The 6299-nt window shown below is 44.7% G+C and carries 6 protein-coding genes and 1 pseudogene; 3 read left to right on the top strand and 4 right to left on the bottom strand.

Annotation, left to right across the window (positions count from 1 at the left end):
* The 3 genes from A3735_RS30960 to htpX form a co-directional block, all read left to right on the top strand.
* Positions 1-357: hypothetical protein (locus A3735_RS30960; RefSeq protein ID WP_197485887.1), on the top strand; the 357-nt coding region annotated here is incomplete at its 5' end.
* 116 nt (positions 358-473) lie between these two features.
* Positions 474-1718 (top strand): crotonyl-CoA carboxylase/reductase, encoded by a 1245-nt coding sequence (ccrA, locus tag A3735_RS12865; protein WP_068513768.1) that lies wholly within the window; start codon positions 474-476, stop codon positions 1716-1718.
* A 166-nt stretch (positions 1719-1884) separates the two neighbouring features.
* Positions 1885-2772, top strand: coding sequence for a protease HtpX (gene htpX, locus A3735_RS12860; RefSeq protein WP_197476066.1), 888 nt, complete (start codon positions 1885-1887; stop codon positions 2770-2772).
* Between the two features lie 26 nt (positions 2773-2798).
* Here the strand turns inward: htpX and A3735_RS12855 are convergent, their stop codons facing one another.
* The 4 genes and pseudogenes from A3735_RS12855 to A3735_RS30955 all read right to left on the bottom strand — a co-directional run.
* Positions 2799-3470, bottom strand: a complete 672-nt coding sequence (locus A3735_RS12855; protein WP_068510408.1) for a class I SAM-dependent methyltransferase — start codon at positions 3468-3470, stop codon at positions 2799-2801.
* 2 nt (positions 3471-3472) lie between these two features.
* Complete coding sequence (locus A3735_RS12850) at positions 3473-4552, bottom strand: DUF2156 domain-containing protein (protein WP_068510409.1); 1080 nt, start codon at positions 4550-4552, stop codon at positions 3473-3475.
* The gene (locus tag A3735_RS12845) at positions 4549-5943 is read right to left on the bottom strand and encodes an NAD(P)/FAD-dependent oxidoreductase (protein ID WP_068510411.1); all 1395 of its coding nucleotides are present in this window, start codon (positions 5941-5943) and stop codon (positions 4549-4551) included. Before A3735_RS12845 ends, A3735_RS12850 begins: the two co-directional genes overlap by 4 nt.
* 26 nt (positions 5944-5969) lie before the next feature.
* Positions 5970-6299, bottom strand: a pseudogene (locus A3735_RS30955) (hypothetical protein); the annotation flags it as partial.

Here is a 6299-nt window from a genome sequence, read left to right as displayed (position 1 = left end):
CTGCACTTGCTTAAATCGAGTCTAAAATTAGCCAGTATTTATGTAGAAAATGCCGGTGATAAAAAGCAAGCAAATGTTAAAGATATATTTTTAACCAGCGCAATAAAGCGCAAAGGTATTACTGAACTGGCTGATCACGTACTTGCATATCGCGACCAAGCTATTAGTCAGGAAGCTTTGGAAAAGCAAGAAAACTACTTTTTACATAAGTGGATTAAACAAGCTTACGGCGAGTTCGGTGAAGGGGTATACGAGCACTTCGCTCAGGATAAAGGCCTCCATACAGGAAGCCTTGAAGAAAAAGAGTTAAGATTTAAAACAATTATTGCCCAATTCATTAATCAGATTCATGACTAGATTTTTTGATACATATCAACAACTTGAATCAAAATTTAAACAATAATAACAACACAATCAAAAGAATTTAAAAACTAACAACAATTTAGCGACATTTAAATCATGAGGAAAACTAAATGACTAAAGAACTATATGACATCGGTGAAGCGCCACCACTAGGTGAAGTTCCTGCAAAAATGAATGCTTGGCTAATCCGCCCAGAGCGCTTTGGTAAGCCGATGAAAGCTTTCCAAAAGGAAGTCATTGATACACCCGAAATCAAAGATGACGAAGTTCTTGTTTACGTTATGGCAGCAGGCGTTAACTATAATAACGTGTGGGCAGGTCTTGGCGTACCGGTTGACGTTATCGGCGCGCGTAACAAGCAAGGTGAACCGGAAGAATTCCATATCGGTGGTTCCGATGCTTCAGGTATCGTTTATAAAATCGGTAAAGATGTTACTAACGTAAAAGTGGGTGATGAAGTTGTTCTTCATTGTGGTAGCTGGCAGAAAGGCTGTAAAGCTGAGCAGAAAGGTACCGATCCAATGTATGACCCTAGCTTTCGTATTTGGGGTTATGAAACTAACTTTGGCAGCTTTGCACAGTTCACTAAAGTTCAGGATCACCAATGCCTACCAAAACCTAAGCACCTTAACTGGGAAGAAGCGGCAACTTATATGCTAGTGGGCGCAACCGCTTACCGCATGCTTATGGCATGGGCACCAAACAACGTTAAGAAGGATGACGTTGTCCTTATCTGGGGTGGCGCTGGCGGCCTAGGCTGTATGGCTATTCAGATCGCTGCAGCAATGGGCGCTAAGCCAATCGCTGTTGTTTCTGACGAGAGTAAGTTTGATTACTGCATGCAATTGGGCGCTGTTGGCTGCCTAAACCGTAAAGACTTCGACCACTGGGGCATGATGCCACACTGGAAAGATGAGTCCGCTTACGCTAAGTGGAGCAAAGGTGCGCGTGCATTCGGTAAAGCTATCTGGGATATCCTTGGCGAGCGTCGTGGTGTTGATGTTGTCTTTGAACACCCAGGCGAAACTACTATTCCTACGTCTATCTTCGTTGCTGAAACAGGCGGTATGGTTGTAGTTTGTGCAGGTACTACCGGCTTCAACGCGACCTTAGACCTGCGTTATCACTGGATGCGTCAGAAGCGTCTGCAGGGCTCACACTTCGCAAATGATGATCAAGCAATCGGCGTAAATAACTTGGTAATTGAAGGTAAAGTCGACCCTTGCCTATCTAAAACCTTTACCTATGAAGAGCTTCCTGACTCTCATCAGCTAATGTATGAAAACCAACACCCTCATGGCAACATGTCTGTGCTCGTTGGTGCAACTGACTTTGGTCAGGGCGCAGAGAAGTAGTTTCTAATAGTAAAAAATTAAAAAGGCGATCTTCGGATCGCCTTTTTTATGCCTGATATACCGCTCTCATTACATTAAACCTACTCCATCTTGAGCCTTAAAAGGCTTGAACTTTCTCACTCAGTCCATATATTCTCAGATAACACCACACATGAGATAAACCAAAATGATGAGAATATTTTTATTCCTGGCCACAAACTTAGCCGTTGTATTAGTCGCTAGCTTCACACTTAGCCTACTCGGGGTCGGCAGTTACATGACCGCTCAGGGTCTGGACTACAATAACCTCCTTGTCTTCTGCCTGATATTCGGTATGGCAGGTTCAATCGTGTCGCTGCTGATGTCAAAATTCATGGCAAAGCGCAGCATGAGAGTTCAAGTGATTGAGGAGCCACAAAACGCTGACCAAAAATGGCTCTATACCACCGTCCAGGATCTTGCTCAAAAAGCCAATATCGGTATGCCTGAGGTTGGCGTATTTAACAGCGCACAAGCTAATGCTTTCGCAACCGGCTGGAATAAAAATAACGCCTTAGTCGCCGTAAGCACAGGCTTACTCAATAAAATGAGCCGTGAGGAAGTTAAGGCTGTACTTGGGCATGAAATCGGGCACGTCGCAAATGGTGATATGATTACCCTCACCCTTATCCAAGGAGTCGTAAACGCATTCGTTATGTTCTTTGCGCGAATTATCGGTAGCTTTGTTGATAGAGCAGTATTCAAAAATGAAAGCGGTCACGGCATGGGCTTTTTTATCGCCACCTTCGTCGCAGAGATGATATTAGGAGTGCTCGCTAGCACGATTGTTTTCTGGTTTAGCCGCCGTAGAGAATATCGAGCAGATATAGCGGGAGCGGAGCTAGTTAACCCCGCTGCGATGGTCAGCGCACTTGCACGCCTGCAGGCTGAATACGATAAACCAAGTGAAATGCCTTCTGAAATGGTCGCTTTTGGTATTAGTGGCGAACTGAAGAATTCATTAGGCGGTTTGTTTATGAGTCACCCTCCTCTAGACAAACGTATCGAAGCGCTTCGACAGCGTTATAGTGCTTAGGTCCTGAAGTAGCTAGTTCGAAAGCTTTATTTTCGAACTAGCTCTAAAGACCGATACCAATCAGACTGACCCGGGAGCACCTTAAACATTTGGTAGCGCTTAACGCTCAAGTTTGCTTGTTTCGCATAAAGTGTATAGTCGTAGATTTTGTGAACCGGGTTTTTCGCTATTAAATGAAATGCGAATAGTGCTGAGTAATAGTAAAGCCGCTGACATAGTCTTTGCACTAGGTTTCCACTGATCGGAGCAAAGTCCGCAACCATTAGGCTGCCACCCGGTTTAAGCTGCAAGCTTAGATGATTTAGCATTTCGATCATCAATGGGTGAGCGAAGACATTCAAAAAGTAATTCGCTACCACATAGTCATAATAGCTGTCCTTAAGGTGCTTAAATGCATCACCCAGGACAAGCACGACGCGATCGTTCAAGCTTAATCTCTCTAGCTTACATTCAATACGCTTTAGCATTTTAGGTGAAAGTTCAACGACAGTAATCTCGGCACCTTTTTGCGCAGCAAGTACCACATCTTCACCGCTTCCCGCCCCCACAAACAGTAATTTATCACCGGGCTTTATGTCACGCAGCTGCCAACGCTTACTCGCAATGATCTTACCACCACTATATAAATGCGCGGCCTTTTCGTAGAACCTAGCCGTTCTGTCATAACGACCTCTCACAAAAGAATTATCTTCAGACATCACTAAAAAACCTGTATTGCTTTTAAGGTAGCAATGGTTGCTTTAGGCAACGAGATCCCCGGAGGAATACATTGGAACCAGTGTTCACTCTGTGCTCGATATCGAGTTTTATGGTAAGCAAGTGCTTGAAACGCATATAGAAAACTTCCATAGCGATACATTAATTGTTGCAAGTAGCGTAATGAAGCAATCTCATGTGGAAAGCTCTGAAGCTCGTGCAAGGGTGCTAAGCCCAGTGACAAACGAGCAACACCTTCTTTCTGAAAAACCTTCATTGCTTCAAGGATTGTATAATCTAGAAAGCCATTCGGTTTTATCCCAGGGCAAGCGCGAATGATATTAGCTGTATAACCTATGATCTTATCATCCTGAAAATAGGGATCAAAAAACACATATCCAACGAGCTCTCCTTTTAGGTAACAGAAAAACTTCCTGACTCCCCAAGCATCTCTATACTCTGGCGGCCGAGTAATGAGCCTAAGTTCACGCTTAGTCACCGCCTTGGTTTGTCGCCAGCGCTCGGAAATATCCCGAACTCTATCTTCATTCACCTCAGACCAAGCCTGTTCTTTAACAACAAAGCCCCTACGTCCAAAGTTAGATGCCCAGCGCAGATACTTTTTCTCTTTCCCTTTGACATCAAAACTGTTGAGTGAGAGCGAATACTCAACCCCCATATCGTTACATCGATAACCCCGATCTATCAAAGCACTCGCACAATCAGCATCAACTGCCATGAAAATACTTGGTCGCTTCGTTGACGCTTCTAACGCATCTAATAAGGGGTGAAAGTCCTCATCAGCACACACCGGGCGGGTAAACGCAATATTGAATTCAGAACCAAGGAAACGCTGACGAAAATAGGAAACATAGCCCCGATGTGCAGAACCAAAATGTTGTACACCGGCTTGCAAGTTAAAATAAGAGCTGGACTGGCAGCCATAACGTTGAAGTAAGCTTTGTTTATCTTCTGTTGACAAGCTGTCTTCTTTGAATGGAAGTAAAACCCGCTCTGCAGAGCCTACCTTAGTGGCAGATGCAGCCAATGACCTTTCAGCTGTCAAATCAAGACAAGTCGTCATGAGCATTCCTCTCTCAACGTTACCTGTTTCTTTCTGCCAAACCAAAAGGCTTTTAACATCACGTCAGGCCGAAGCAGGCTAAGCGGTGAGCTCACCATATTGGCAATCGATAAGCAGCAATGTGCTAAAGGTTTTGAATGTATACAGGCCGCGAGCAATCTATCCATATAGCGATAAGATACGTTTAAATACCAAGGAATATTACGCCCTTCTGTCTCAGGCCAGCGCATATCTTCACTGATAGCTATCATCCACGCAGTAAAAAAGAATCGATTGAAACGTCGATAGGTTCTACGTGCCCACGTATTAGAGAAACCCGAGCGCGCCCCCTGCTCTAAACGCAACGCTAAAGACTTCGCAGCCATTGCAATTAGTGTAAGACCTTGTCCATATAGCGGGTTGAATGCACACATCGCATCCCCCATTACAAGCAGGCCCGAAGGATGATCTTTCATTTGATCATAGCGATGCCATACATTTTCAGTTCCTCGAAAATGTGTAATACCAGAGGCCGGCGACATATCACTCAAGGCACGATGAATATATTTGGTTGGCAATTCAGCAGCAAATTGAGTAAACCCATTAAGGTCATTACCTGGATACACAGCATTCATACCGATTAGAGTGAGCAGCCACTTATTATTCTCGACGGGCCACAAGCCTGCAGCACGAGGACTTGTTGGCGCATGAGGGGCAACCTCAATAGGTTTAACCTGCTGCCCTGGTCGAACCTCGAATAACTGACTGGCATACCCTAGCTTGGGGTTAACATGCGTCCCGCTTACCTCTGACAAGCCCTCTTTCTTGAGCCAAGTTCGCGTCCGGCTACCTCGGCCCGAGCAATCAACAACCAAGTCTGCTCGCAATGTTTTTTCAGCACTTATACTCCCTTGTTGATATCGGAGCCCTGTCACTCGCGAGTTATCATTATTCAGTATGAAGCCACTCACTTGGCAAGCGTAACGACGCTCAATGTTTTCAATACTCTCTATCCGCTCAGTCACCACTCTGTCAATTAAAGGGCGACGACATACCCTCAAATCCAAGCCAGACTCAAAACGCGGTAATTTACCTTCGCCTATAAACAAAGAAACATCTTCAGAGTAGTTAACTAAGGGAGCCCCATAACGCTCAAGCTCTGCATCAAAGCCAGGAAAAAACTCTTCGAATAATTGGCGACCTTTAAGTAATAAAAGGTGTTGATGCGCGGCTTGCGGAAGCCCCTTTCGAAATAACTCTCCCGACGTTGAAGAGAGCTCGTCCGGTGCAGCATCTTTTTCTAGAATCACCACCAAGTCAAAGTGCTCTGAAAGAACTTTTGCCGATAACATGCCTGAGATGCTTCCACCAATAACCAGCGCAGTCCCTTTATTTGCTCGCTGTGACGCCATCCGTCAATCCTTCGTATTAGGCTTAGTTATTTGTTTTTGGCAAGAATGGATAAGCCTGACTCCAGTGCGTCTTGGTACTTAGGCCTCTTAGCTTGTGCCAGCAATGCTCGAATTGTGTCGAATGAAGAATCAAGATAAGCAACATTAAACAAGTGATACAAGGTGCTCTGTACTAAGCCACCTGGCTGAGTAAAACTTTGATGTTCTATTTCTGTCTGACCATTACCCAGGCTTGTAAACTGCCAGTAGCCCGCCATTAAAGGGAAACGAACTAAACGTAAGTCTCGTGGTTCATAAGGCTTATCTACGGTGATAAAGTTAATACGGTTTCTGCGTCCCTCAATATCCGTCACCAT

The sequence above is a fragment of the Oleiphilus sp. HI0061 genome (assembly GCF_001635675.1).
Note: the sequence above shows the minus strand (reverse complement) of the source record. Positions and strands in the feature narration are given on the sequence as shown.